General features: G+C 34.1%; 2 protein-coding genes. Both read left to right on the forward strand.

Features of this window, described 5'->3' with window-relative positions; genetic code table 11:
- Positions 1-116 precede the first annotated feature (116 nt).
- Positions 117-533, forward strand: a complete 417-nt coding sequence (locus BACCELL_RS27065; RefSeq protein ID WP_007215080.1) for a hypothetical protein — start codon at positions 117-119, stop codon at positions 531-533.
- Positions 534-723: 190 nt separating this feature from the next.
- Positions 724-1200, forward strand: coding sequence for a hypothetical protein (locus BACCELL_RS25530; protein WP_007215082.1), 477 nt, complete (start codon positions 724-726; stop codon positions 1198-1200).
- Positions 1201-1489: the final 289 nt, after the last annotated feature.

Here is a 1489-nt window from a genome sequence, read left to right on the forward strand (position 1 = left end):
TGTGAAGATTATCTTGTAGCAAAAAGGTATGAGTACACTCTTGAACAGCTTGATAGTTTGAATTGGACGATTACATATCCATAATAGAATAATGAAATACTAAACTAATACATAATATGAAATACTTAAAATTTGTTTTGTTGTTTCTTATATTATTCTATTCGTGTGCCTATCCGGATAGGGATCCCGCTCCCGATTCAACGGTTTTTTTCGTGAACAATTCCGATAAATCGTTGCTAGAATATAGTGTTACGAATTATTATCCTGATACTTTAATACATACTGGTAACCCTTTTGCCAGATTGGTAAAATTATTCGTAATAGAACCATATTTTACAAGTAAAAGGGGAACCTGTTGGAAGAGTTATTTATCCAAATCTTCTACAGGTGTCATGACAATTTTCCTTTTTGATAAAGCTGTCGTCGATACTGTTCCTTGGGATAAAATTCGTGAAGATTATCTGGTTGCTAAAAGATATGAATATACTCTTGAACAACTAGACAGCTTAAATTGGACGATTACTTACCCATAGTAATTTTTACGCTAAGGAATCCATTCAGCCGGATAACATATCCGGCTGAATGAAATATCGTGAGTGAAGCTAAGAGGGGGGCAAGCAGAAGAGGAAAAGAATATTTTCAGAAATATTATGGTGTACCATGGGGTGAAGATGAAAACCCAACTTACAAACCGGTGAGTACTAACTTAAAGTATTAAACAGTATGAAAAAATATATATTGAGATCTGTATTGTGCTTATTGTTACTGGGTTCTTGCGATAGTTGTCTTGAAAAAGGTGGAGAGCGATTATGCTTAGAGAACGAATCAGCACAGGATATATCTGTATTGTTGGGAGGAATACAAACCACAGTAGATACGGATACGCTACTTCCAGATATAGATAATCCTAATATTCTTCACAAAATACCTAAAGAAAAACAACGCGATATGGGCGGAGTAGGGAGAATGGCAGGTTGGGATGAAATGTTTGCGTACTTGGGTATTGATACGATGCGTATTTTTATATTAGCTACCGATATAGTAGATATGTATGATTGGAATATAATTCAGAAGAATTATAATATCTTGCAGCGATATGACGTCAGTATTGAAGATTTGAGGTACTTAAATGGCTGCTTGTACTACCCACCTATTTCCACCATGCGTGATATCAGAATGTGGCCTCCTTATAGTAAGTAGGATTATTCCTTTTTTGAAAGTATTCATGGTGAATGAAATGTAAAACTAATACGTAAATATGAAAACCCAAATCAGACTATTAGCAATCAGCATATTATCTACATGTTCAAGAAAGAAACAATAGTTTGATACAATCTAAACGGGAAGTAAATTTACGACCGTGTAAGGGTACGGACTGGAACAAATAACATGAACTAAATAAATCAATAGATATGAAGTATTTAAAATTTTCACTAATTGCTTTAATCCCTTTTATTTTATGGGGATGTCCAGACAGAGATATACCATT

This window comes from Bacteroides cellulosilyticus DSM 14838 (assembly GCF_000158035.1).
GTDB lineage: Bacteria > Bacteroidota > Bacteroidia > Bacteroidales > Bacteroidaceae > Bacteroides > Bacteroides cellulosilyticus.